The organism is Mesorhizobium sp. M0772 (assembly GCF_040320135.1).
Taxonomy (GTDB): Bacteria; Pseudomonadota; Alphaproteobacteria; order Rhizobiales; family Rhizobiaceae; genus Mesorhizobium.
In genome coordinates this window covers 59,913-82,333 of record NZ_JAMYPB010000018.1, presented here as the reverse complement: position 1 = coordinate 82,333, position 22,421 = coordinate 59,913, and the positions used below count along the sequence as shown (strand labels likewise).

The window sequence follows — 22,421 nt, the reverse complement described above, 5'->3', positions numbered from 1 at the left end:
CCATTCCTGTCGGAAACCGCCATAGCATCTTACGGCGAGGTCACGAAGCATGACGGCGGCCATGGACGAGCTTCTCAGCATTCTCGACCTCGAGCAGCTGGAACACAATCTGTACCGTGGTCGCAGCCCCAAGCTCGACTGGCAGCGCGTTTTCGGCGGCCAGACCATCGCCCAGGCGCTGGTCGCCGCGCAGCGCACCGTCGAGCCCGAGCGCCACGTGCATTCGCTGCACGGCTATTTCATGCGGCCCGGCGACACCAAGGTGCCGATCGTCTACGAGGTCGACCGCATCCGCGATGGCGGCTCCTTCACCACGCGGCGCGTGGTGGCGATCCAGCACGGCCAGGCGATCTTTTCGCTGGAAGCCTCGTTCCAGCAGGACGAGGTTGGCCTTGAGCATCAGCTGCCGATGCCGCGCGACGTGCCGCCGCCCGACAGCCTGTTGTCGCAGCGCGAATTGCTGGGCAAGTTCGGCGAGGCGGTGCCGGACGGCATCAAGCGCTACTGGGAGCGTGACCGGCCGATCGAGATGAAGCCGGTGATGCTGAAGCATTACACCAGCCGCGAAAAGCTGGAGCCGCAGCAGAACATCTGGATCCGCACCACCGGCCCGGTGCCGGCCGACCGCGGCATCCAGGCGGCGGTGCTTGCCTACCTCTCCGACATGACGCTGCTCGACACCTCGACCTTTGCGCACGGCCGCGCCATTTTCGACCGCGACATCCAGGCGGCGAGCCTCGACCATGCGATGTGGTTCCATCGCAGCCATCCGCTCGATGATTGGATCCTGTACACGCAGGACAGCCCGTCGACGCAGGGGTCGCGCGGCTTCACCCGCGGCTCGCTGTTTGCCCGCGACGGCACGCTGATCGCCTCGGTTGCCCAGGAAGGCCTGATCCGGCTGAAGCGGCCGCCTGCGGAATAGGCATTTTCGAAAAATTGCCTACTTTTTAATCAGTGACTGTCCGTTGACAGTGCGCGCCGTGGCGCCGGGACTCGAGCGATCCGTTTATTTACAATGAGTTAACGCCCTGCTTCGGCAACTGGCACGGAGCTTGAATCCTGTTGGGCACTCTCCGGGCTTTTTGGGATCGGTGAAGGTGTGCAAACGCGGGGGACCGCAACAGCAAAGGGTGAAACCTTATGAAAATCGTGATGGCAATCATCAAGCCGTTCAAGCTCGACGAGGTGCGCGAAGCGCTCACCGCCGTCGGCATCCAGGGCCTGACCGTCACCGAAGTCAAAGGCTACGGGCGTCAGAAGGGACACACGGAAATCTATCGCGGGGCGGAATACGCGGTCAGTTTCCTGCCGAAAATCAAGATCGAAGTCGCGGTTAGCACAGACCTGGTCGACAAGGCCGTCGAAGCCATCACGGCGGCGGCCAAGACCGGCCAGATCGGCGACGGCAAGATCTTCGTCTTCGGCATCGATCAGGCGGTGCGCATCCGTACCGGCGAAACAGACACCGACGCACTTTGAGCGGCGAACACGTATTCCAATGGAGAGTTCAATGAATATACCTTCCACCTTGAAGTCAGTGGCGCGCTCCGCGCTGCTGGGCTCCTTAGCGCTCGGAGCATTGGGCACGGTTGCTGCCTTCGCGCAGGAGGCGGCTCCCGCCGTCGCGGCGGCAGCGCCAGCAGCGCCGGCTTTTACCGTCGACAAGGGCGACACCACGTGGATGATGATTTCCACCGTGCTGGTGCTGTTGATGACCATTCCCGGCCTTGCGCTTTTCTACGGCGGCCTGGTTCGTACCAAGAACATGCTGTCGGTGCTGATGCAGGTCTTCACCATCACCAGTGTGGTCATGATCATCTGGGTCTTCTACGGCTACAGCCTCGCCTTCACCCCGGGCAACGCCTTCGTCGGCGGCCTTTCGAAAATGTTTCTCTCCGGCGTCAACGTATCGACGCTTTCGGAAACCTTCAGCAAGGGCGTCGCCATTCCTGAACTGGTGTTCGTCGTCTTCCAGATGACCTTCGCCTGCATCACGCCCGCCCTGATCGTCGGCGCATTCGCCGAACGCGTCAAATTCTCCGCCTTGATCCTTTTCGTTATCCTATGGGTGACGTTAATCTACTTCCCGATCGCGCACATGGTCTGGTTCTGGGGCGGCCCGAGCGCCTATGCCGACCCGTCCGGCCTGATCTTCAGCTTCGGCGCCATCGACTTCGCCGGCGGCACGGTCGTTCACATCAATGCGGGCATTGCCGGTCTCGTCGGCGCGCTGATGATCGGCAAGCGCATCGGCTACAAGAAGGACATCATGGCGCCGCACTCGATGACGCTGACCATGGTCGGCGCTTCATTGCTGTGGGTCGGCTGGTTCGGCTTCAACGCCGGTTCGAACCTCGAAGCGAACGCCTATGCGGTGCTGGCGATGATCAACACCTTCGTCGCCACGGCGGCGGCGGCAGTGGCCTGGATCGTGCTTGAATCGCTGCTGCGCGGCAAAGCCTCCATGCTCGGCGCTGTTTCGGGCGCGGTCACCGGCCTCGTCGCGATTACGCCGGCTGCAGGTTTTGCCGGCCCGATGGGCGCTATCGTGCTTGGCATCGTCGCCACCTTCGTCTGCTACTTCTTCGTCTCGGTGGTGAAGAACACGTTCGACTATGATGACAGCCTCGATGTCTTCGGCGTCCACTGCGTCGGTGGCATCATCGGTGCGCTAGGCACTGGCATTCTGGTCAATCCCGCCCTCGGCGGCGCCGGCATCGTCGACTATTCGACGGCCGACTTCGCCGCCGGCTATGCCGGCACGGCCACGCAGCTCCTGGCGCAGGGCAAAGGCGTCCTGGTAACCCTGCTGTGGTCGGGCATCGGCAGCGCAATCCTCTACAAGGTCGTCGACTTGATCATCGGTCTGCGTCCGACAGCCGACGCCGAGCGCGAAGGCCTCGACCTGACTTCGCATGGCGAAGCGGCCTACCACTCGTAAGCCTTGCGGGGCGGCCTTGGCCGCCCGCATTCTCCCATCCCGTCGTGACGCTCCCGAAAGGAGTTCACGCTTTGAGGCCCGGGTCATTCCGGGCCTCTCTTTTTGGCAACCGTGCTGGCAGGCCTCGGTCCCTGCGCAATCACGTTCTAGTGATGGCCGCCGGCGGGGAGACGTCGACCGGATTGGTTCCGAACTGTTGAGACTGCCTACAGTGGAGTGAGCAAGATCGTGGCTCTGGGTGCGTATAGTTAATGCGGCCTTAACCTTCCCCCCGATAGTCTGACATCCGAATCTGCCGGAGTGCGTCATGCGCCCGGCCAGTCCATGACAGACGGGGAACGAAGCATGCGTTCAGGGGCTTCAGCACCGCTCGCGCTGACCGATACGGGGCACGGCATCCAGGCATTCGCGCGGCGCCAGGTCGGGCGGCTGGTCGGCGCCGGCCTGTTTGCGCTGGTCGCCTTCGGCGTCGCGGCGCTGGCGACCTGGAACGTCGCCGATCCCAGCTTCTCGCACGCCACCGACAACATCGTCACCAACGCCATGGGTTATGCGGGCGCGGTGTTCTCCGACCTCGCCATGCAGTTCTTCGGCCTTGCCGCGGTCGCCACCCTGGTGCCGGCGGTGATCTGGGGCTTTCTTCTGTTTTCGGCGCGCGGCGTCGACAGGCTGCCGAAGCGCGGCCTTGCCTGGTTCGGCTTCGCGCTGCTCGCGGCGGCGATGGCCGGCTGCGTGGTGCCGCCCAAGACGTGGCCGTTGCCGACCGGCCTCGGTGGCGTGTTCGGCGACATGGTGCTCAATGTTCCGGGCCTGGTCATTGGCGGCTACCCGACCGGAATCGTTGCCAGCATCATTGCCATGGTGCTCATTGCGCCGGCGCTGTGGCTGTTTGCCTATGGCTCGGCGCTGATTGCGCGCAAGAACGGCTTTGCCGTCATGGAGCGCACCGCGGAGCCCGATCCCCGAGAGGACGACCTGCTCTTCGACGAAGACGACGACGAGGGCGACGAAGGGATACTGGCGCTCGGCGCCATTACCCATTGGTGGCTGTCTTTCCGCGCCTGGATGCATCGCAGGGCTGTGCGCCGCCAGCAGGAGCGCGACGAGTTCGAGCCGGAGATGGAGCAGCGCTCCACCGCATGGCGCCGCGCCGCCGAACGGGTCGAATCGGCGGAATTCGCCGAAGCGCGGATGAGCCCGGATGGCCGCGCCCGCGTCGAGCCGGAATTCTTCGCCGCCATGGTCAATGACCGCAGCGTTTCCGTCGATCCGGACGATGACGACGTCCTCGATGCCGGTTTCGACAATGGCGACGACGAGGTCGAACTCGACGACGAGCCGGTCCAGCGCCGTGCCGCGCCTAACGCCAAGGTGCAGAACTTCCGCTCCGATGCGGCGACCCGCGTCGCCGCACCTGCGCCGCGTCCCGCTCCGGGCGCGCGCGTCCAGCGCGAGGCGCAGACCTCGCTGATTGGCTCGGAAACATTCGAAATGCCGTCGCTGCATTTCCTGTCGGAGCCGAAGAACGTGGTGCGCGACGCCAGCCTGTCCAAGGACGCGCTGGAGCAGAATGCGCGCCTGCTCGAAGGCGTTCTGGAGGATTTCGGCGTCAAGGGCGAGATTATCGCGGTACGGCCCGGCCCGGTGGTCACGCTCTATGAGTTGGAGCCGGCGCCCGGCATCAAATCGTCGCGCGTCATCGGCCTGTCCGACGACATCGCCCGCTCGATGAGCGCGATTGCCTGCCGCGTCGCCGTGGTGCCCGGCCGCAACGCCATTGGCATCGAATTGCCGAATGCCAAGCGCGAGACCGTCTATCTCCGGGAGATCCTGGCCAGCCGCGATTTCGAGACGACCAAGTCCAAGCTGGCGCTGGCGCTGGGCAAGACCATCAATGGTGAGGCGGTGATCGTCGACATCGCCAAGATGCCGCATGTGCTGGTCGCCGGCACCACCGGCTCCGGCAAGTCCGTCGCCATCAACACCATGATCCTGTCGCTGCTCTACAAGCTGACGCCGCAGGACTGCCGGCTGATCATGATCGACCCGAAGATGCTGGAACTTTCGGTCTATGATGGCATCCCGCACCTGCTGACGCCGGTGGTCACCGACCCGAAGAAGGCGGTGGTGGCGTTGAAATGGACCGTGCGCGAGATGGAGGACCGCTACCGCAAGATGTCCAAGGTCGGCGTGCGCAACATCGACGGCTTCAACGCGCGCGTGCAGTTGGCTGAAAAGAAGGGCGAAAAAATCTCGCGCACCGTGCAGACCGGCTTCGACCGCCAGACCGGCGAGGCGATCTACGAGACCGAGAACCTCGATCTCGAGCCGATGCCCTACATCGTCGTCATCATTGACGAGATGGCCGATTTGATGATGGTCGCCGGCAAGGACATCGAAGGCGCGGTGCAGCGCCTGGCACAGATGGCGCGCGCGGCCGGCATCCATGTCATCATGGCGACGCAGCGTCCGTCGGTCGACGTCATCACCGGCACCATCAAGGCCAATTTCCCGACCCGTATCTCCTTCCAGGTGACGTCGAAGATCGACAGCCGCACCATTCTGGGCGAGCAGGGCGCCGAGCAGCTGCTCGGCATGGGCGACATGCTGTACATGGCCGGCGGCGGCCGCATCCAGCGCGTGCACGGCCCGTTCGTCGCCGACGACGAGGTCGAGAAGATCGTCGCCCATCTGAAGCTGCAGGGCGTGCCCGAATATCTCGACGCCATCACCGAGGATGACGGCGAGGACGATGACGAGCCGTCGGGCAAGGGCGGCGCTGGCGGCGGCGGCAACAGCAATTTCGAGGATTCCGACGATCCCTACGACCAGGCGGTCTCGGTCGTGCTGCGCGACGGCAAGGCGTCGACCAGCTATATCCAGCGCCGGCTCGGCATCGGCTACAACCGCGCCGCCTCGATCATCGAGAAGATGGAGAAGGAAGGCATTGTCGGCCCGGCCAACCATGCCGGCAAACGCGAAATCCTGGTGCCGACCGAGGACGACAAGTTCTGATCAGCCGATACGGCCCGGCGGCAACCTTGAACCTTTTGGCGCGTTACAGCGACTGAGCGCTGTCCGGCCCGCCAAACTTAAGTCTAACTGGGGGTCCACGGACTGCAACGAGACACACACCACACGAGAGTGACCGGCATGAAAAACGATCTTTCCGCGATCAGCGATTTCGCTCCAAACCGTCGCCAGTTGCTCGGCTTTGGCCTGATGCTTGCCGGCGCCGCGGCAATCAACGTCGTGCCGGGGTTCCAGCTCTTGGCCTCGGCGCAGGCGGCGGTGCCGCCGACGGCGCAAAAGATCGCCGACCATTTCTCCTCGGTCAAATCGATGAGCGGCGAGTTCGTCCAGTTCGGCCCCAACAACCAGCAGACCGGCGGCAAGTTCTTCCTTGAGCGGCCAGGCAAGATTCGCTTCAACTATGACGGCAAGTCGAATTTCCGGGTGATTTCCGACGGCAAGTCGGTGGTCATCCTCAACAAGCGGCTGAAAACGTCCGATCTCTATCCGTTGTCGAAGACGCCGCTGAAGCTATTGCTCGACACCAAGATCGACCTCTCGGGCGGCCGCGTCAAATCGATCAAGGAAGAGAGCGACCTCACCACCATCCAGCTTGCCGACAAGTCGGTGTTCGGCAATTCGAAGATCACCATGATGTTCGATCCGAAATCCTATGATCTGCGCCAGTGGACCATCACCGACGCCCAGGGCAAGGACACCACGGTGATGATCTACAACACCAAGGAAGGCGTCAGCTTCCCTGCGGATACGTTCGCCATCGACTATACGGCGAACCGCGAGCTGAACACCAACCACCGCTAGATCCGGTCAGGCCGGCCTGCAAATGGCGATCTCCTGCGCTTCCGGCGCTCACGTGGTTTAAGTACGCTCCGCTCCGGTTCTCGGAGACCACCATTTTCGACTCGGCCTGACCTGAATCAGGGCCGCCGCCCGCAAAGGCTGGCTTGTGTTTGTGGCGCTCGGCTGGCAGTAGATCGGCGACCTTGTTCGGACCGCCGCATGCCCTTCTCCATCGCCACCTGGAACATCAACTCCGTGCGCCTGCGCATGCCGATCGTCGAGCGGCTGCTGACGGAGCAGGCGCCCGATGTGCTTTGCCTGCAGGAGACGAAGGTTCCCGACGAGCTGTTTCCGGAAAAGGCGTTCCGCAAGGCCGGCTACGAGCACATCGCATTCCATGGCCAGAAGGGCTATCACGGCGTTGCGACGGTGGCGCGGCGGCCGATCGAGATTGTCGAGAAACGGCGCTTCTGCGAGATCGATGACAGCCGGCACCTGTCGGTCAAGGTGCAGGCCGGCGGCAAGGCAATCCTGGTCCACAATTTCTACGTGCCGGCCGGCGGCGACGAGCCCGATCCGGAGATCAACCGCAAGTTCCGCCACAAGCTCGATTTCGTTGCCGAGATGAACGCCATCCGCGCCGCGCATGACGAGGCGTCCGCCTCGATCCTGGTCGGCGACCTCAACATCGCTCCGCAGGAGCACGATGTCTGGTCGCACAAGCAATTGCTCAACGTCGTCAGCCACACGCCGGTCGAGACGCAAAATTTCGACGCGATGCGGATCGCCGGCGACTGGGTCGACCTGATGCGGCTCGACGTGCCGCCAGAGCAGAAGCTCTACACCTGGTGGAGCTATCGCGCGCGGGACTGGGAAGCCTCGAACCGCGGCCGCCGGCTCGACCATGTCTGGTCGTCACCGAACCTGGTGCCGAGCTTTGCCGGCTATGAGATCCTGCGAGAGGCGCGTGGCTGGGAGCGGCCCTCGGACCATGTGCCGGTGATTGCGCGGTTCGACTTGGATTAGGAAATTGGGGATGGGCGCAGCCCGTGAATTCGTCATCCTAGGGCGGAGCGACGCGAAGCGGGGCGCAGACCCTTGGATGCATGCCCTGACGGTAAAGGGTTGAAACGGTGAAGAATTCTGCTCCGCGGCATCCTTCGATCGAGATCACGGAATGGATTCTAGGTCTCCGCGACGTCGCTTCGCTCCTGCTTCGCCCTAGGATGACGAAGGTCAGGGGGCTTAGCGCCAATTTTGAACGGTCGATGTGGGGTTACAGTCGCCCGTGTCCTACCCGCCAAACCTTGGCGCCAGCTTCTCGATGCGGGCGATCATGGCCTGAAAATCATCGAGGATTCGCTGGTGCAGTTTCACCGCCACCTCGGGATATTCCTCCAGGATGCGGCGAAACATCTTGCGGCTCAACCTTATCACTTCCGAATCGGTCTCGGCTGAGGCGCTGGTCAGCCGTCTTGAGTCGGCGATCAGCGCCAGTTCGCTGAGGATCGTGCCGGGGCCGGCGGTGCCGATCGGGATGCGGTCGCCGTCATGCTCGCGGTAGAGCACGATGCGGCCACTGACCACGATATAGGCTGAGTCGGCTTCGTCATCCTCGCGGTACAGCTTGCGGTCGGCCTGCAGATGGGTGGCTTCGGCGCCGAAGGCGAGCAGGCGCAGCTGTTCCTGCGTGAAACCCTCAAAGAGCTTCACGGCGGACAGGATGCGGATGTCGTCATCCAGCGCCATCTCTAGCTGCGTCCCCGAACGGTCAGTCCAATCCCTCCTTTAGAGCGCCGCGTGTCCAATTGGACGCGCAAAGGACGCTCTAACACTTCAATCTGCGCAGCGGGCTGATCCAGGCTCCCCCAGCCGGATCCTCCCCGAAACAGTCCCGCCCCGACCGCTTATTGAACAATGACAAGTTTAAGGAACCAGCTTGTAGCCGCCGCTTTCTGTCACAAGAATTTCAGCATTGGAAGGATCGCGCTCGATCTTCTGGCGCAGCCGGTAGACGTGAGTTTCCAGCGTGTGCGTGGTGACGCCGGAATTGTAGCCCCACACTTCCTCAAGCAGGACGTCGCGCGTCACCACCTTCTGGTCGGCTCGATAGAGATATTTGATGATCGAGGCTTCCTTCTCGGTCAGCCGCACCTTGCCGCCGCGCTGGTCGATCAGAAGCTTCTGGCTGGGCTTGAACGTGTAGGGCCCGACCGAAAAGGTGGCGTCCTCGCTCTGCTCGTGCTGGCGCAGTTGTGCGCGTATGCGGGCGAGCAGCACGGCGAAGCGGAACGGCTTTGTGACATAGTCGTTGGCGCCGGCCTCGAGGCCCAGAATTGTGTCGGAATCGGTATCGTGGCCGGTCAGCATGATGATCGGCGCCTTGTAGCCGCCCTTGCGCAGGATCTTCACCGCCTCGCGGCCATCCATGTCCGGCAGCCCGACATCCATGATGAGCAGGTCGATGAGCCCGCCGCGCGCCGCGGCGACGCCTTTGGCGGCGGTCGCTTCCTGCAAGACGTCGAATTCTTCGTAAAGGGCCAGTTGCTCGACGAGGGTTCCGCGCAGGTCGTCATCGTCGTCAACGATCAGAATGGTACGTGATGTCATGGATCAATCCATTGTTTTGAAAAGAATTTTCAGTTGACCGCCCCCCATTTATGCGGAAGCTGACCGGCGCAACAGTCCGATCACAGTGATTTGTTCCGTGACACGATCATACAAGAAAAAACGCGATCGCAATGCAGCCGGCGCAATTTTGCCGAAAGGGCTGCGTGTGCTGGTGGTTCGGGCGAGGCCGGGCAACCCCAGCCAGGGGATATTGCAGGCCGGCAGCAAGGTGTTTGCCTGTGCGCTCGGACGCGGCGGCATCTCGGCCAACAAGCGCGAAGGCGACGGTGCGACGCCGCTTGGCGAGATGCGGATTTTGTCAGGATATTTTCGGGGCGATCATTTCGCGGCCGGCCGCAAAACCCGGCTGGCGATGGCGCCGATCGGCGCCGATCTCGGCTGGTGCGAGGTGCCGGACGACCGCAACTACAACCGGCCGGTGAAAATCCCTTATGGCGCCAGCCATGAGCGAATGCGGCGCGACGACCGCCTCTATGACGCCTGCCTGGTGCTCGACTGGAACATGGCGCCGCGCCGGCGCGGCCGCGGCAGCGCCATCTTCTTCCATCTGGCGCGCCCAGGCTTCACACCGACGCAAGGCTGCGTGGCGGTGACGGCGCGGACAATGGCGCGGCTGTTGCCGCTGGTGTCGGACCGGACGGTGGTGAGGGTGGTGAGGTAGGGAGTAGGGAGTAGGGAGTAGGGAGTAGGGAGTAGGGAGTAGGGAGTAGGCTGGTGTCGGCGCCGTTTCAATCCTTCACTACTCACTACTCACTACTCACCATTGCCTAACGCCTTCTCGGCTTCTGCCACCCAGTGTCCAGCAATCCAAGCCGGCCGAGTTCCCGGTCCACGGCCCGCGTCACGTCCTTGCGCTGCGCGCCGACATCGCGCAGCTGGCGATCCGACAGATCCTCCACGTCCTGGCGCGGCAGGTTGACGGCGACTTTCGCCTGGCGAAGCCAGTCCGTTACGGCATGGAACCAGTTCGAGCGAGCTGCTGGCGAGTTCAAAACGAAGATGGACATGATGCGCTCCCGTGTTCCGCCGGATATCAAATCCGGCTTGATGGTGTTTCGATGGATGCATCATGCCGCATTGAAATCCATAAGAGAAACGAGTAGTTCTTTTCGGATCGTCAAGTTTTATTTGAGGATACGGTGATGTCCCGTCTGTTGCCCGGAACGCGCGCGCTGAGGACTCTGGAAGCCGCCGCCCGCCACCTCAATTTCACCCGCGCTGCCGACGAGCTCGGGCTGACGCCGGCGGCGGTCAGCCACCAGATCAAGGAAATCGAGGATCAGCTCGGGCTGGTGCTGTTCACGCGAACCAGTCGTACCATCCGGTTGACCGAGGCAGGTACGGTGCTGTTCGAGGCCTCGATCGATGCGCTCGACCTGCTCAACCGGGCGGTGTCGCGGGCGCGCAAGCTGACGCGCGGCACGGCATTGCTGAAGGTGACGCTCGACGCGCAGTTCGCGTCAAAATGGCTGATGCGGCGCGTCGATGATTTTCGCAAACTTCAGCCCAATATCGAACTGAGGTTCGACATCGGCTACGAAGTGCGCGATTTCGAACTCGACGATGTCGATGTCGGCATCCGGTTCGGGGTTGGCAAGTATCCGGGGCTTCGCGCCCATCGCCTGTTCGACAACATCCTCATTCCGGTGTGCAGCCCGAGCCTGCTGACCTCCGGCCCGCCGCTGCGCGAACCGCGCGACCTCTTCAACCACACGCTGGCCCATATCGAATGGTCGCGCCAAGGCGTGACATGGCCGAACTGGCGCATGTGGATGGCGGCGGCCGGCATCAACGATTTCGACGACAGCCGGACTATCGTGTTTGGAACCTCTACCGATGCCGTGCAGGCGGCGCTCGACGGCAATGCCGTGGCGCTCGCCGAGTTCGCCATGGTGGCAAACGACCTTTCCCAGGGAAGGCTGGTGCAGCCCTTTGAACTCGGTCTGCGCGTGGGGCCGGAGTTCGGCTACTTCCTGGTCTATCCCGAGAGCACTGCCAACGATCCGCGCATCATCGCTTTCCGTGAATGGATCCTCGACGAAGTCGCCAGGACGCAGACCTGACGATTTCTGCAGGCCTCAGCCGGCGACCGGCGTCCCGAACCAGCCGATCACCGCGCCGATGATCAACAGCACGCCGAGCCAGTGGCCGCCGTCGATCAGGGTCAGGTCCCAGCCGAAATTCTCATAGCGATGGTTGGCCGTCAGCGTCGTGGCGACGAAACCCAGCCAGAGGACGAAGCCGAAGACCAGCCCTGCGACAAGGACCGGCTCGCCGCCCGTCATCGCGCCGACGACCAAGGCCAAGACCAGCGCCATGATCAGCTCGGCGATGAAGGAGATGATGAAGGGCAATATCGATTTCTTTGACGTTGACGGATCGATCCTGGCCGCCCTCATCCAAGGCTTGCTGAGGGCCGTGTACCAGACGGCGCCAAACAGCCACGCCGCGACGGCCGCGACAACCACCGCCAGCCAGTTCACCACTGAAAAATCCATAAAGTCCTCCCCTCAAGCATGCCGCCCAAAGCCTGACGGTTCTGGGATAACGACATGCGTATTCTTCAAAATGCGCGATGGAACGCCTGTTCGGCAATGCCGTCAAGCGAAGCGCCACACCGTGGTGCGCTTGACCAGGGCGTCCTCCAGCGCCCGCGTCACCGCCACTTCGTAGACGGCGAGCGGCTCCAGTCCCGCCTTCGGCATGTAGGAGCGGCCCGGATCGCCGACGAGGATGTCAGCGCCGCGCGCCTTCAGTGTCGAAAACCACGGCATCAGCGTGTCGGCGAAGGATTTGTCGTAGAAGACGTCGCCGGCCAGTACCACGTCCCAGCCGGCGTCGGTGCCGATGCAGTCCGTGCCGCAAAAGTCGATGGCAACGCCATTGGCCTTTGCGTTGAGGCGGACCGCCGTTTCGCAGAACGGGTCGATGTCGGCGGCGATCACGTGCGCCGCACCCGCCTTGCCGGCGGCGATGGCGACAAGGCCGGAGCCGGAGGCGAAGTCGAGCACGCGTTTGCCCCGCAGATCCGACGGATTGTCCAGCACGTGACGGGCAAGGCCCTGACCGCCGGCCCAGGCAAAGGCCCAAAACGGCGGCGGCAGGCCGATTTCGATCAGCTCGTTCTCCGTGCGCTGCCAGAGGTCATGCGCTTCGTCGGCAAGATTGAGCACAATCTCCGGCACATGCGGCGGCGACATAAGCGCCGTGTTGTCGAGAATGAACTTTTTCGCGCTGTTCGGCATGAGGGCCGTCACGGAGCCGGCGTCAGGCCGCCCATGCGGCAGACTTCCTTCCATTCGGCCGGCGTCACCGGCTGTACGGAAAGCCGTCCAAGCCGCACCAGCGCCATCTCGGCGAGTTTCGGATTGGCCTTGACCTGTTCCAGCGTCGGCGGGTTCGGCACATCCTTGAAGGCTCGGATGTCGACGCATTCCCAGCGCGGATCGTCGGTGGTGCTGTCGGGATGGGCAAGCCTGCAGACCTCGGCAATGCCGACGACGTTCAGCCCTTCATTGGAGTGATAGAAGAAGCCGAGATCGCCGATCTGCATCGCCTTCATGTTGTTGCGCGCTGCATAGTTGCGCACGCCGTCCCACTGCGTGCCGGCCTTGCCCTTGGCCTTCAGCGCCTCGAAGGAGAAGACCGAAGGTTCGGATTTGAACAGCCAGTAGTTCATGTCTTTGCTCCAACTACTATTTTTTGCGCAATTCCGGACGGAAAACCGTTCCACACTTTTCCTGGGATCGCTCTAGGCGCCGTCGGAACTAACTAGCCGCCGGCTTGTTGAAGGTCCAGTTCCACTGGCGGATTTCGACACTTTCGAACAGCCCGGCCTTGGCATAGGGGTCGGCAGCCGACAGCGCCTGCGCACCGGCGAGATCGGGCGCTTCGACGACGACGAGGCTGCCATTGGGCTTGCCCTCGGCGTCGAGGAACGGGCCGGCAAAGGCCAGTTTGTTGTCGGCGTTCAGGCCCTCGAGAAAGGCGACGTGGACCGGCCGCGTGTCGACCCGCACCTGCAGGCTGCCGGGCTTGTCCTTGCAAATCAACGCAAACAGCATGCTTTCGAAACTCCGGGTTGGGATTGCGACTAAAGTTCGCCTTGAACTGCCGAAACCGCGTTTTTGCTTTTATGGTGCCTTCGGGTCAATGCCAAATGATCTGTCGCGATGGATCTCCGCCCCGCTCAAGGCCAAGGCATTGAAATGATGGATCCACATGAGTTTGATGAAAGTCACAGACGATATCGCTTCGCCCGAAAGAGCAGACACAGGCAACAGCGCTGCATTGCGAAAAAAGAGCGCCTGGCCTTTGCGATTGCTGCTTATAAAGACGCCACTGGATATTTCGTAAGTCAAAGATAATCAATTTTCGATATGATACGCTCCCAGCGGGTCAGTTGTGGGGATGGGCTGGTTCTTCCAGAACGCCTGAATAGAGGACGCAATGGAGAGCATCGCGGGGGACACGACAGTCAGGATCGACGACGCCACGCCTGCTTTCACGGTCAGCATGGAGACCGAGCGCGTTCTCGTCTCTGCAATTATTCCTTGCCTGAACGAAGAATTGACGATTGGCATTTGCATTCGCAAAGCCTTCGATGCCTTCTTGAGGCGCGGCGTCAAGGGGGAAGTCGTCGTCGGCGATAATGGCTCCACGGACAGGTCGGTGGAGATTGCGCAACAGTCGGGAGCGCGGGTCGTCCATCAGCCGGTAAAGGGCTATGGCGCGGCAATCAGCGCTGCAGTTGAAGCGGCCGAGGGCAAATATCTCATCATGGCCGATGCCGATGATTCCTACGACTGGAGCCAATTGGGCGATTTCATCGATGCGTTGGAATTGGGTGCGGACTTTGTCATGGGCAATCGGTTCGCCGGCGGTATCGAGCCGGGCGCCATGCCGCTACTGCATCGCTACCTGGGCAATCCCGTCCTGTCCACCATCGCTCGCTGGCTGCACAAATCTCCGATCCGCGACTTCCATTGCGGCATGCGCGGCTTCACTCGAGAGGCATTTCAGAAAATCGGCGCACGCTCGCCGGGAATGGAATTCGCCTCGGAAATGATCATCAATGCGCATCGCGCTGGGCTCACCATTCGTGAAGTGCCGATCAAGCTCTACCCCGACAAGCGAAACCGCGCCCCGCATCTGCGTTCCTTCCGCGACGGTTGGCGCCATTTGCGGCTCATTATTGCTCACGCGCCGGACACCATGTATCTCGTGCCTGGGCTGACCTTGCTGATCACTGGCATTGCCGGCCTTGCAGTTCTCGCTGCCGGACCTGTTCGCATCGGTGGATGGTACTTCGGAATTCACTTCGTCGCGCTCTCGGCTATGGCGACGTTGATTGGCCTTTCAGCGATCCTGTTCGGTATGCTGGCAAAGGTGGCAATCGCCATCTACCATCCGGTCTACAGCGGTCGAATTGTGTCATGGCTGACGCGCGGTCGCCCTTTGGAATGGCTGGTTTTTTCCGGTGGCGTACTCGCGGCAGCTGGCTTCGCGGCGGACGTGGCACTGGCGCTACATTGGATTTTTGTCGGTGGCCCCATGGAGCAATCAGTGCATCTGACCTTTGTGGTCACCACTATCTGCGTGGCCGGCATGTCCATGGTGCTATCTGGCTTCGTGCTCAAGTTGCTGCTTGATACATTGAGCGCCAGACATGAGTTCTAACCCTTCAGCAGCCTCGCGAGCGGAAATTCAAGCCGTAAGCCGCGCAGCCGAAAAGCCTTTTCTGTCGGTCGTCATGCCTGTCCATGACGGGGCGGCATGGATTGGAGCGACACTTGATTCACTTGCTGCGGAGCTGACTGGCGACCTCGAGATAATCATTATCGACAGCAGCCCGACAAACGCCACTTCTGCCATTGTCGAGCGATTCCTCCACCGGCCGGCCTTCCGGCTGCTTCGGCGAAAGGATCTAGGGCCTTGGCAGTCGAAGACCAATCTGGGCGTTGAGCTGGCCGCCGCCGACTATGTCTGCATACTCCACCAAGACGATTTGTGGTTGCCCGGGCGCATCGAGGCCACGCGACGCTGGCTCGCGGACGTTCCCGAAGCAACGCTTCATTTGGCCCCGACTGCGATCGTTGACCGCCACGGCCGGCGAATGGGATGCTGGAACTGTCCCTTGCGGAGCGACAAGGTGCTCGAATCTGAATTCTTGCTGGAACGGCTTCTCGTCCAGAATTTCGTGTCCGTGCCTGCTCCGATATTTCGTCGGAATGCGTGGCTGGCATGCGGGGGTATGGATGAGAGGCTCTGGTATACGGCTGATTGGGATATATGGGCGAAGCTCGCCGTTGCCGGACCCGTCATTTATCACCAGGAGATAACCACGGCCTTCCGGGTTCATGGCGATTCGCTGACCGTAACCGGATCGCGCGATGCGAACGAATTCCGTTCGCAAATGCAGACTGTCCTGGAGCGCCATCTGGATCGGCTTTCGGCGCGCAGCCGGCGCCGGATCGAATCTGCTGCTCGGGCATCGATCAGCGTCAATGTGTCGCTGGCGGCTGCGTCAGGCGGCGACTTGAAGGCTTTGGTTCGTGCCGCTCGCATTATGCTGTCGCTCGGGCCGACGGGATTGAGGCGTTATTTGCGCGATTCGCGATTGCGGGAGCGTGTCATGTGCCGGCTTCGCGCGAAACTGACAGGAGCTTTCTGAGGCAATGTCCAGCTCTGCCAGGATCGCCGACAGCCCAGTGGACCAGCGCGAAAGACCGCTTCTGGAACGGGGATGGCGATACACCGTGGTGGGAGCGATATGCGCAATTGCGCACAATGCCATCATGATTGCGGTTGATCAGCTGGGTGGGCACTACCTGCTGGGCATCATGATTTCATTTCTGGCTGTGACGCCCACCGGATACGCGCTGCACAGCTGGTTCACCTTCGGCAAGCCACTTCGCGTCAAGGCATTTGCGCGTTTTGCGGCAGGCGTGGCTGCGGCCTACCCGATCTCGGTAGCCATGATGGTGCTTCTCTGTTCCTGGCTTGGCCTTGGTGTCCCGATTGCGTCTCCGATCGCCACCGTCGCGTTACTCATCTGGAACGTTGTCGTTGCCCATTTGGCTATCCTGTCACGGTTCAATCTACGGCCCGCAACCGCGCCGACGGCATCTCGCTCAACCACACAGCAATTTGCGGGAAACGAGGAATAAGAATGTTACCGCCAGGTCAGATCATGCGCAGGGCTCTTGGCCGCCATTTCAAGCCGGTCGGAGATGTCTACCGTCGTGTTTTCGTCAATCTCAATGTAATCGCGGATTTTCTCGATCGCGAATTGCCGAACGGCGCGAAGGTTTTGGACATCGGCGGCGGGGATGGAGCGCTCATCGACCGGCTGCTCGATCGGCGCCCCGACCTGACGGTTACGATGTGCGATCTCGCCCCTTCGATCGGTGCGTTTCTAAGCAACGCCAATCGGGCGAAGGTCGAACTTCTGCCCGCGACGGACCTTTCCAGCGTGCAGGGGTCTTACGATGTCGTCACGATTTCCGACGTCATTCATCATGTACCGGTCGATGGGCGCGACGCGTTCTTCAAATCGCTGGCCGACAGTTGCGAACGCTGGGCCTGCCGGAAGATCATCTTGAAGGACATCGAGCCTGGTGGAATACGCGCCACCTTGTCGCTTCTTGCGGACCGGCACATTACCGGCGACAAGCATGTCGTCTTGTTTTCGCGCTCGGACTTCGCGGCCATGGCAAGGCGGCATTTCCCGACGGCAAAGAGAGCATCGGCGTCGCCGGACCGGCCGAATTATTGTGAACTGCTCAGCTGGTAGCATATGGGGCAGATCCTGGCGTGTCGCTAGAACGTTTCACCGTTTCACGGAAACGGCGAACCGCTCTATCTCTTTGTTTTTGCGCAATTCCCCAGCGAAAGCGCTACGCGCTTTTCCCGGGAAAACCGCTTCACACTTTTCCTGGAATTGCTCTAGGCGGTACGCGCGCGGATCAACGACACGCTATTTGGTCGCGATGGTGCCGAGCATGCTGGCGATCCGGTGACTCTCCGGGCGATCGACCAGAAATTTGTCGATAAACTTCAACGGGAATGTCAGCGTCAGGATCGCGGCTTTCGCTACCATGTAGCGGGTTCGGTTCTCTCGACCGATAACGACGCCGATATATTCGGACAGGATGTTGACGATCGCGCTTGTCGGCCCTTGATGCGTCTGGACCTCCACCTTTCCGAACCGCTGGAGAAGCTGCTCGATCCCGTCCTTCGTGAAGTTGCAGTAGTGGGCGGGATAGCCATGATAGGGGAACAGGAAGGGGTTGATGCACAGCAGCTTTCCACCCGGCTTCAGGACACGGAACACTTCATCGACGACCGCTACCGGATTGGGAACATGCTCGATCACGCTGTCCAGAATGACGAAGTCGACGGAATTGCTCGCGAGCGGCGTGTGCTCGATATTCGCAACCAGATCGACGTTCGGCGTGGGGAACAGGTCGATGTTGAGGACATCGGGGCGGACGCGCCGTGCGCCGGAGCCGAACTCAACGATCATTGAGTCCTGAGGTATCGACGCAAGAAACGAATTCAGCGTGTCGTGCGGTGAATATTCGCTGGTGATGACCTGCTTCAGCGAATTGTAGAGACGGGCGCGCGTACTGGTACCGGCATACGCCTCTTCATGGAAGCTCGCGTCGAAGCCCTCCCTCACCGGCGACTCGACAAAGAACGGAATGCCTTTGTGCACGGGATAGGTGGCAGGGCAAGATTCGCAGGTCAGGGCAACCGGGCTTGTGCCAAGCTTGGAATAGCAGACTGGGCAGACGAGGCCCGATGCCATCTTGGGTTGTAGCACGCGATGTCCTTTCAAGCCTCCGCATTGTCGCAGGAGGCAGGTTGCCATGTCTGAACATAACCCCTTCTTAGCAAGCAAAAGGCTAACAGCGGCTAAAGTCCGCTGCGAATAGACTGGCTGGCGCGGAGCACTGCAAGAATCCGAAGCGCGACGGCCGCAGTTCCGCACAGTGCTCGGAAAATTAACCGCGGTGGAACCATGCTTCGCCAAGCGGAGCTGCCGGCCTGGAAGTTATTGTCTGGGGATGAAGGGCGGTGCGCCCAGCGAGGCAGCACGCGCTGGCGTCCGGCAAGGGTAGGGGTGGTCTGCCTGGGCACGATCGAGGGGGTTGTCTTGAATACGCAGGAGCCGGGACCAAACAAGCTGTTCGCTCTCGGGCAGCGCCAAATCTCAATTTATCTGCATGTCCTGATCGCACTCAAGATCATCTTGCTGTTCATTCTGGCCTGGAACATCCGCTTCGTCATGGATGAATTCGTCCAACTCGGATGGGCCAAATATTTCTCCAACGGCCTGTTCGGTACGATCTGGCACCCCAAGGCGGTCGGTTATGCGGTTTTTTATGAGATTGCTCATCTGATCGGCTGGAATGCCACGTCGATTCTGCTTGCTGGCCGCATGCAGACTGCGCTGCTGGCCTGCGGGACGATCGCTTTGATCTACGCATGCGCTCGCGCTCTCGGCGAGGATCGCGTGCGCGCTTTGACGATCGTCCTCGTTCTCCTGTGCTTTTCGAATTTCATGGAGCGCATCTTTCGCACCATCGCCGAACCCCCGGCAGTGTTCTTCGCCGTGGCGGCGTTGCTGGTTGTCCTGCGCGCACCTGGGTTGAAGGCAAGGCAGCTTGTTGCCGCCGGCATGTTAAGTGGCCTTGCCTTCGTCATCACTCAGAAATCGGTCTACTTCAACGTTGCGCTCGGCGTCGGCTTTGTCGCTGACGCAGCCTTGACGAGACGCTACGCAACAGGTGCGGTCCGCGGAGGGTGGCTCGTGCTTGGATGGGCTGTTCCGGTAATTGTCTATTGCTTCATCTTCGGTGGAGGCGCCCCGGTTCTCGCGGCCAAAAACCTCATACTGGGCCCGGTCGAGATTGCGACGCGTGGAGGCGGTGACTACGGAGGCCTGAGGCAGTTCGTGTTGCAGACCCTGGCGCGGAACGCCCTTCTTTATGGGATCTGTTTCTCCGGCATGGCTCTGTCGCTGATGCGGATCATGAAACTCGATGAGCGAAGGCGAATTGCGCTGATCTTTTCGCTCGTCATCACGGTGCTGGTGTTCACGCATGACCAGCCCTGGCCTTATGTATTCATCATGGCGTTGCCGTTCATTGCGCTCTGGTCATTGGAGCTTCTCGACAGCACTGCAACCCACGCGCGCTACCGGGTTCCTGTCCTGGCGGTGCTGATCACAGCCGTGGCCATGAGCTACGCGAGCAATGTCATTTACCTTCGCCTCAGCAATCAGCCCCAGCTTGAACTGGTCGCGCGCACGGAATCTTTGCTCGCGCCGGATGAGAAGTATTTCGACGGTATCGCCATGCTGCCCAATCGACAGGAACCCTCCACACTCTGGCTCGACCAGCATTATGTCTTGAAAACATTGCAGGAAGGCAGGGAATCGGAAGCGTACAAAATCCTCTCGGATTCTCCGCCCAAGATGGTCCTCTGGTCATATCGCATGGATCTGATCGATCCCGTGATCGCCCCTCTTATCCGCGACAGCTACGTCCAGATCGCTCCCAACATCAGAATGGCCGGTCGTCGCCTTCATTCCGGTCGTTCGGTCGTTTTCAAGGTGCCTGTCGCCGGACGATACAGCCTGTACACGACGAACGGGGAGCTTGCAGACGGCGAGGTCGAGATAAACGGCATCCCGCATTCCTCGCCTTTGTCCTTGGAGGCAGGTGTCAGCGATGTTGTCCTGCGCAGCGGTCCGGCCGAGGCACTGCTGCTCCCGGAAGGTCACTACGAAAACCGCATCGTGCCTGGCGAGGACAATGCTGGGCTGTTCACGGAAGTTTACAATTAAATATCGGTTTCGGTCTTCAGCGGTCGAGTCATCAATGCCGTCACAGCCTGCCGAATGGTGATCGTACCGTCCAGTATCGCCGACACCGCAGCGATGATCGGCGCGTCGATGCTGCGCTCGGTGGCGATGCTGGCAGCGATCGCCGCCGTCGGCACGCCTTCGGCGAGCGGCAGCCCGGCCAAGGGCTTACCTTGCCCCAGCGCCAGCCCATAGGCGAAATTGCGCGACTGGGCGGAAGAGCAGGTGAGCAAAAGGTCGCCGAGGCCGGAAAGCCCCATCAGCGTCTCCGGCTTGGCGCCGAAGGACGCCCCGATGCGGCGCAGTTCGACGAAGCCGCGCGTCACCATGGCGGCCTGCGCGCTGGCGCCGAGCCCGGCGCCGGTGACTGCCCCGGCGGCTATGGCAAAGACATTCTTCAGCGCGCCGCCAATCTCGACGCCGATCAAATCGTCGCTGGAATAGCAGCGCAAATTCTGCGCCGAAAACCGGGCAGCGAGCTCGGCCGCCAAGGCGTCGTCGCGGGCGGCGACCACGACAGCGGTCGGCAGGCCCTTGGCGACATCGGTGGCAAAGCTCGGGCCGGACAAAGCCGCGACCGGGCTTTCCGGCAGGATGTCGGCGACGATTGCCGACAGCAGCGCGCCGGTATCGCGCTCAATGCCCTTGGCGCAGAGAACCAGCGGGATGCCTTTTGGCATATGGGGCTTTGCCGTCGTCAACATGGCGCGCAGCGCCTGCGCCGGCGCCACAGCCAGCACGCAATCGGCATCAGTCAGGGCTGCGTCGATATCGCTGGTCGCCGCGATGCCTGTTTCAATGGCGATGCCGGGGAGATAACGCGGGTTCTCGCCGCGGCGGATCGCGGAAACCGTTTCTTCGTCGCGAGCATAGAGCCGGACATCGTGACCGGCGCGCAGCATCGCCAGCGCCAGCGCCGTGCCCCAGGCGCCGCCGCCAAGCACGGCGACGCGCCAGCCGGTCTTGTCCCTGCCGCTTGTCTTTTCGGCACTCATGCTTTCGCTCCACGCCGGCCGGAGCCGATCATCGGCGCCGAAATGCTGTCCAGCGGCCAGCGCGAACGCGGCACGAAATCGAAGCCGTTCCCTTGCGACAGGCCTGCCCGCAACCGCTCGATGCCGGCCCAGGCGATCATCGCCGCATTGTCGGTGCACAGTTTGAGCGGCGGCGCGACAAAGGAAAAGCCAGCCTCGGCGCACTGCTTCTGCAGCGTCGCCTTGATCGTGCTGTTGGCGGCGACGCCGCCGGCAACGACCAGTGCCGGCTTGGCCTTGTCCGGAAATTCCTCGCGGAAGCGGGCCAGCGCGCGGGCCACGCGGTCGCCCAGTGCATCGGCCACCGCTGCCTGGAACGAGGCGCAGATGTCGGCGACATCCTGCTCGCTCAGCGGCTGGATGGCGGTTGCGGCCTGGCGCACGGCGGTCTTGAGGCCGGAGAAGGAGAAATCGGGCTGCGCCGAGCCTTTCATCGGCCGTGGAAAGGCAAATCGCGTTGCATCGCCCGTGGCCGCGGCTTTTTCGACATTCGGACCGCCGGGATAGGGCAGGCCGAGCATTTTCGCCGTCTTGTCGAAAGCTTCGCCGAGCGCGTCGTCGATGGTCGTCGCCCAGCGTTGGTAGTCGCCGACGTCGCGGACGGCGACGATCTGGGTGTGGCCGCCGGAAACCAGCAGCAGCAGATAGGGAAAGTCGAGCCCGTCGGTCAGCCTTGCGGTCAGTGCGTGGCCTTCCAGATGGTTAATGGCGATCAGCGGCTTGCCGGCGGCCGCTGCAATCGCCTTGGCCGTCATCAGGCCGACGATCAGCCCGCCGACCAGGCCGGGGCCGGCAGTAGCGGCAATGGCGTCGATGTCGGCCAGGGCTACGCCCGAATCCGCAAGAGCGGCCTCGACAATGCCGTCCAGCGCCTCGACATGGGCACGCGCGGCGATCTCCGGCACGACGCCGCCGAAGGCGGCGTGCTCCTCGATCTGGCTGAGCACGATGTTGGACGCAATCACCGGCACGGAATCGCCGTCCAGCGTCACCACGCTGGCGGCGGTCTCGTCGCAACTCGTCTCAATGCCCAGAACGCGGATCAATTCGTCGCTGTCTCCAGAGATTGTGTCGCCGGACTTTCCTAGTTAGTAGAGGCGGGCCTCGCTAGGGAGAGCGCCGGAAA

23 protein-coding genes are annotated in these 22,421 nt (G+C 61.9%); 13 read left to right on the top strand and 10 right to left on the bottom strand.

Features of this window, described 5'->3' with window-relative positions; translation table 11 throughout:
• Nucleotides 1-49: 49 nt before the first annotated feature.
• From tesB to xth, 6 genes are all read left to right on the top strand, one after another.
• Nucleotides 50-925 carry an acyl-CoA thioesterase II gene (gene tesB, locus NKI06_RS14770; RefSeq protein WP_023687727.1) on the top strand — a complete coding sequence of 292 codons (876 nt, stop codon included), beginning with the start codon at nucleotides 50-52 and terminating at the stop codon, nucleotides 923-925.
• A 218-nt stretch (nucleotides 926-1,143) separates the two neighbouring features.
• Nucleotides 1,144-1,482 (top strand): P-II family nitrogen regulator, encoded by a 339-nt coding sequence (locus NKI06_RS14765; protein WP_023670499.1) that lies wholly within the window; start codon nucleotides 1,144-1,146, stop codon nucleotides 1,480-1,482.
• A gap of 31 nt (nucleotides 1,483-1,513) precedes the next feature.
• Entirely contained in the window at nucleotides 1,514-2,944 is a 1,431-nt protein-coding gene (locus NKI06_RS14760) for an ammonium transporter (RefSeq protein ID WP_023670498.1), read from the top strand.
• A 345-nt stretch (nucleotides 2,945-3,289) separates the two neighbouring features.
• Entirely contained in the window at nucleotides 3,290-5,959 is a 2,670-nt protein-coding gene (locus NKI06_RS14755) for a DNA translocase FtsK (protein WP_352985957.1), read from the top strand.
• Nucleotides 5,960-6,097: 138 nt separating this feature from the next.
• The gene (locus NKI06_RS14750) at nucleotides 6,098-6,778 is read left to right on the top strand and encodes an outer-membrane lipoprotein carrier protein LolA (RefSeq protein ID WP_352985955.1); all 681 of its coding nucleotides are present in this window, start codon (nucleotides 6,098-6,100) and stop codon (nucleotides 6,776-6,778) included.
• Nucleotides 6,779-6,976: 198 nt separating this feature from the next.
• On the top strand, nucleotides 6,977-7,783 hold the full coding sequence (xth, locus tag NKI06_RS14745; protein ID WP_023730229.1) for an exodeoxyribonuclease III: 807 nt from the start codon (nucleotides 6,977-6,979) through the stop codon (nucleotides 7,781-7,783).
• A 267-nt stretch (nucleotides 7,784-8,050) separates the two neighbouring features.
• Here xth and NKI06_RS14740 read toward each other — a convergent pair whose 3' ends face one another.
• A complete protein-coding gene (locus NKI06_RS14740) occupies nucleotides 8,051-8,506 on the bottom strand; it encodes a cyclic nucleotide-binding domain-containing protein (RefSeq protein ID WP_023670494.1) in 456 nt (151 codons plus the stop codon).
• A 177-nt stretch (nucleotides 8,507-8,683) separates the two neighbouring features.
• Nucleotides 8,684-9,367: a response regulator transcription factor gene (locus NKI06_RS14735; protein ID WP_023670493.1), complete on the bottom strand. Its 684-nt coding sequence runs from the start codon at nucleotides 9,365-9,367 to the stop codon at nucleotides 8,684-8,686.
• A gap of 145 nt (nucleotides 9,368-9,512) precedes the next feature.
• Between NKI06_RS14735 and NKI06_RS14730 the strand changes: the two genes are divergently transcribed.
• On the top strand, nucleotides 9,513-10,049 hold the full coding sequence (locus NKI06_RS14730) for a L,D-transpeptidase family protein (protein WP_196813612.1): 537 nt from the start codon (nucleotides 9,513-9,515) through the stop codon (nucleotides 10,047-10,049).
• Between the two features lie 106 nt (nucleotides 10,050-10,155).
• Here NKI06_RS14730 and NKI06_RS14725 read toward each other — a convergent pair whose 3' ends face one another.
• Entirely contained in the window at nucleotides 10,156-10,395 is a 240-nt protein-coding gene (locus tag NKI06_RS14725) for a hypothetical protein (protein WP_023824350.1), read from the bottom strand.
• 135 nt (nucleotides 10,396-10,530) lie between these two features.
• Between NKI06_RS14725 and gcvA the strand changes: the two genes are divergently transcribed.
• On the top strand, nucleotides 10,531-11,451 hold the full coding sequence (gene gcvA / locus NKI06_RS14720) for a transcriptional regulator GcvA (RefSeq protein ID WP_023670490.1): 921 nt from the start codon (nucleotides 10,531-10,533) through the stop codon (nucleotides 11,449-11,451).
• 15 nt (nucleotides 11,452-11,466) lie between these two features.
• Here the strand turns inward: gcvA and NKI06_RS14715 are convergent, their stop codons facing one another.
• From NKI06_RS14715 to NKI06_RS14700, 4 genes are all read right to left on the bottom strand, one after another.
• The gene (locus NKI06_RS14715) at nucleotides 11,467-11,886 is read right to left on the bottom strand and encodes a DUF1761 domain-containing protein (RefSeq protein WP_023698384.1); all 420 of its coding nucleotides are present in this window, start codon (nucleotides 11,884-11,886) and stop codon (nucleotides 11,467-11,469) included.
• 102 nt (nucleotides 11,887-11,988) lie between these two features.
• Nucleotides 11,989-12,687, bottom strand: a complete 699-nt coding sequence (locus tag NKI06_RS14710; RefSeq protein WP_352985951.1) for a class I SAM-dependent methyltransferase — start codon at nucleotides 12,685-12,687, stop codon at nucleotides 11,989-11,991.
• The gene (locus tag NKI06_RS14705; protein ID WP_023737976.1) at nucleotides 12,642-13,067 is read right to left on the bottom strand and encodes an EVE domain-containing protein; all 426 of its coding nucleotides are present in this window, start codon (nucleotides 13,065-13,067) and stop codon (nucleotides 12,642-12,644) included. The genes NKI06_RS14710 and NKI06_RS14705 overlap by 46 nt, the downstream gene beginning before the upstream one ends.
• 88 nt (nucleotides 13,068-13,155) lie before the next feature.
• Complete coding sequence (locus tag NKI06_RS14700; protein WP_023670486.1) at nucleotides 13,156-13,452, bottom strand: YciI-like protein; 297 nt, start codon at nucleotides 13,450-13,452, stop codon at nucleotides 13,156-13,158.
• A gap of 385 nt (nucleotides 13,453-13,837) precedes the next feature.
• Between NKI06_RS14700 and NKI06_RS14695 the strand changes: the two genes are divergently transcribed.
• Genes NKI06_RS14695 through NKI06_RS14680 form a run of 4 tightly spaced genes read left to right on the top strand, consistent with a single transcriptional unit; the run spans nucleotide 13,838 to nucleotide 17,183 of the window.
• Nucleotides 13,838-15,067 carry a glycosyltransferase family 2 protein gene (locus tag NKI06_RS14695; protein WP_352985949.1) on the top strand — a complete coding sequence of 410 codons (1,230 nt, stop codon included), beginning with the start codon at nucleotides 13,838-13,840 and terminating at the stop codon, nucleotides 15,065-15,067.
• A complete protein-coding gene (locus NKI06_RS14690) occupies nucleotides 15,057-16,061 on the top strand; it encodes a glycosyltransferase (RefSeq protein WP_352985947.1) in 1,005 nt (334 codons plus the stop codon). Before NKI06_RS14695 ends, NKI06_RS14690 begins: the two co-directional genes overlap by 11 nt.
• A gap of 4 nt (nucleotides 16,062-16,065) precedes the next feature.
• Complete coding sequence (locus NKI06_RS14685; protein WP_352985945.1) at nucleotides 16,066-16,557, top strand: GtrA family protein; 492 nt, start codon at nucleotides 16,066-16,068, stop codon at nucleotides 16,555-16,557.
• A 2-nt stretch (nucleotides 16,558-16,559) separates the two neighbouring features.
• Nucleotides 16,560-17,183 (top strand): class I SAM-dependent methyltransferase, encoded by a 624-nt coding sequence (locus tag NKI06_RS14680; RefSeq protein WP_352985943.1) that lies wholly within the window; start codon nucleotides 16,560-16,562, stop codon nucleotides 17,181-17,183.
• Nucleotides 17,184-17,366: 183 nt separating this feature from the next.
• Here the strand turns inward: NKI06_RS14680 and NKI06_RS14675 are convergent, their stop codons facing one another.
• Nucleotides 17,367-18,215: a methyltransferase domain-containing protein gene (locus NKI06_RS14675; RefSeq protein WP_352985941.1), complete on the bottom strand. Its 849-nt coding sequence runs from the start codon at nucleotides 18,213-18,215 to the stop codon at nucleotides 17,367-17,369.
• Nucleotides 18,216-18,413: 198 nt separating this feature from the next.
• Here NKI06_RS14675 and NKI06_RS14670 point away from each other — a divergent pair, with 198 nt between their 5' ends.
• Nucleotides 18,414-20,243, top strand: coding sequence for a DUF7056 domain-containing protein (locus tag NKI06_RS14670; protein WP_352985939.1), 1,830 nt, complete (start codon nucleotides 18,414-18,416; stop codon nucleotides 20,241-20,243).
• Here NKI06_RS14670 and NKI06_RS14665 read toward each other — a convergent pair.
• Nucleotides 20,240-21,256 (bottom strand): NAD(P)H-dependent glycerol-3-phosphate dehydrogenase, encoded by a 1,017-nt coding sequence (locus tag NKI06_RS14665; protein WP_352985937.1) that lies wholly within the window; start codon nucleotides 21,254-21,256, stop codon nucleotides 20,240-20,242. The two genes, NKI06_RS14670 and NKI06_RS14665, sit on opposite strands and share 4 nt — an antisense overlap.
• Nucleotides 21,253-22,338 (bottom strand): tRNA (adenosine(37)-N6)-threonylcarbamoyltransferase complex transferase subunit TsaD, encoded by a 1,086-nt coding sequence (tsaD, locus tag NKI06_RS14660; protein WP_352985985.1) that lies wholly within the window; start codon nucleotides 22,336-22,338, stop codon nucleotides 21,253-21,255. Before tsaD ends, NKI06_RS14665 begins: the two co-directional genes overlap by 4 nt.
• Between the last annotated feature and the right edge of the window lie 83 nt (nucleotides 22,339-22,421).

Coding starts and splice junctions, on each gene's coding strand:
- tesB (WP_023687727.1), top strand. CDS start 50: ATGACGGCGGCCATGGACGAGCTTCTCAGCATTCTCGACCTCGAGCAG.
- NKI06_RS14750 (WP_352985955.1), top strand. CDS start 6,098: ATGAAAAACGATCTTTCCGCGATCAGCGATTTCGCTCCAAACCGTCGC.
- NKI06_RS14740 (WP_023670494.1), bottom strand. CDS start 8,506: ATGGCGCTGGATGACGACATCCGCATCCTGTCCGCCGTGAAGCTCTTT.
- NKI06_RS14680 (WP_352985943.1), top strand. CDS start 16,560: ATGTTACCGCCAGGTCAGATCATGCGCAGGGCTCTTGGCCGCCATTTC.
- NKI06_RS14690 (WP_352985947.1), top strand. CDS start 15,057: ATGAGTTCTAACCCTTCAGCAGCCTCGCGAGCGGAAATTCAAGCCGTA.
- NKI06_RS14710 (WP_352985951.1), bottom strand. CDS start 12,687: ATGGAAGGAAGTCTGCCGCATGGGCGGCCTGACGCCGGCTCCGTGACG.
- NKI06_RS14685 (WP_352985945.1), top strand. CDS start 16,066: ATGTCCAGCTCTGCCAGGATCGCCGACAGCCCAGTGGACCAGCGCGAA.
- NKI06_RS14695 (WP_352985949.1), top strand. CDS start 13,838: ATGGAGAGCATCGCGGGGGACACGACAGTCAGGATCGACGACGCCACG.
- NKI06_RS14700 (WP_023670486.1), bottom strand. CDS start 13,452: ATGCTGTTTGCGTTGATTTGCAAGGACAAGCCCGGCAGCCTGCAGGTG.
- gcvA (WP_023670490.1), top strand. CDS start 10,531: ATGTCCCGTCTGTTGCCCGGAACGCGCGCGCTGAGGACTCTGGAAGCC.
- NKI06_RS14705 (WP_023737976.1), bottom strand. CDS start 13,067: ATGAACTACTGGCTGTTCAAATCCGAACCTTCGGTCTTCTCCTTCGAG.
- xth (WP_023730229.1), top strand. CDS start 6,977: ATGCCCTTCTCCATCGCCACCTGGAACATCAACTCCGTGCGCCTGCGC.
- NKI06_RS14715 (WP_023698384.1), bottom strand. CDS start 11,886: ATGGATTTTTCAGTGGTGAACTGGCTGGCGGTGGTTGTCGCGGCCGTC.
- NKI06_RS14670 (WP_352985939.1), top strand. CDS start 18,414: ATGCTTCGCCAAGCGGAGCTGCCGGCCTGGAAGTTATTGTCTGGGGAT.
- NKI06_RS14735 (WP_023670493.1), bottom strand. CDS start 9,367: ATGACATCACGTACCATTCTGATCGTTGACGACGATGACGACCTGCGC.
- NKI06_RS14665 (WP_352985937.1), bottom strand. CDS start 21,256: ATGAGTGCCGAAAAGACAAGCGGCAGGGACAAGACCGGCTGGCGCGTC.
- NKI06_RS14755 (WP_352985957.1), top strand. CDS start 3,290: ATGCGTTCAGGGGCTTCAGCACCGCTCGCGCTGACCGATACGGGGCAC.
- NKI06_RS14760 (WP_023670498.1), top strand. CDS start 1,514: ATGAATATACCTTCCACCTTGAAGTCAGTGGCGCGCTCCGCGCTGCTG.
- NKI06_RS14725 (WP_023824350.1), bottom strand. CDS start 10,395: ATGTCCATCTTCGTTTTGAACTCGCCAGCAGCTCGCTCGAACTGGTTC.
- NKI06_RS14765 (WP_023670499.1), top strand. CDS start 1,144: ATGAAAATCGTGATGGCAATCATCAAGCCGTTCAAGCTCGACGAGGTG.